This is a genomic window from Pseudomonas sp. Root562 (assembly GCF_001427125.1).
GTDB lineage: Bacteria > Pseudomonadota > Gammaproteobacteria > Pseudomonadales > Pseudomonadaceae > Aquipseudomonas.
This window is the reverse complement of the sequence record NZ_LMGK01000006.1, coordinates 1-415: the sequence shown is the minus strand read 5'-3', so window position 1 is coordinate 415 and position 415 is coordinate 1. Positions and strand designations below refer to the sequence as shown.

General features: G+C 64.6%; 1 pseudogene. It reads left to right on the top strand.

Features of this window, described 5'->3' with window-relative positions:
- Window positions 1-415, top strand: a pseudogene (gene adh / locus ASD60_RS29335) (aldehyde dehydrogenase); the annotation flags it as partial.

Here is a 415-nt window from a genome sequence, read left to right as displayed (position 1 = left end):
GCTATTTCGCCGGTTGCCTGCGCGCCCAGGAAGGCAGCGCCGCAGAAATCGACGGCAACACCGTGGCCTATCACATCCATGAACCGCTGGGCGTGGTCGGGCAGATCATCCCGTGGAACTTCCCGATCCTGATGGCCGCGTGGAAACTCGCCCCGGCACTGGCCGCCGGCAACTGCGTGGTGCTCAAGCCTGCCGAGCAAACRCCGCTGGGCATTACCGTGCTGGTCGAACTGATCGGCGACCTGCTGCCACCGGGCGTGCTGAACATCGTGCAAGGCTTCGGCAAAGAAGCCGGYGAAGCGCTGGCCACCAGCAAGCGCATCGCCAAGATYGCCTTCACCGGCTCGACCCCGGTCGGCTCGCACATCATGAAATGCGCGGCGGAAAACATCATTCCGTCCACCGTGGAGCTGGG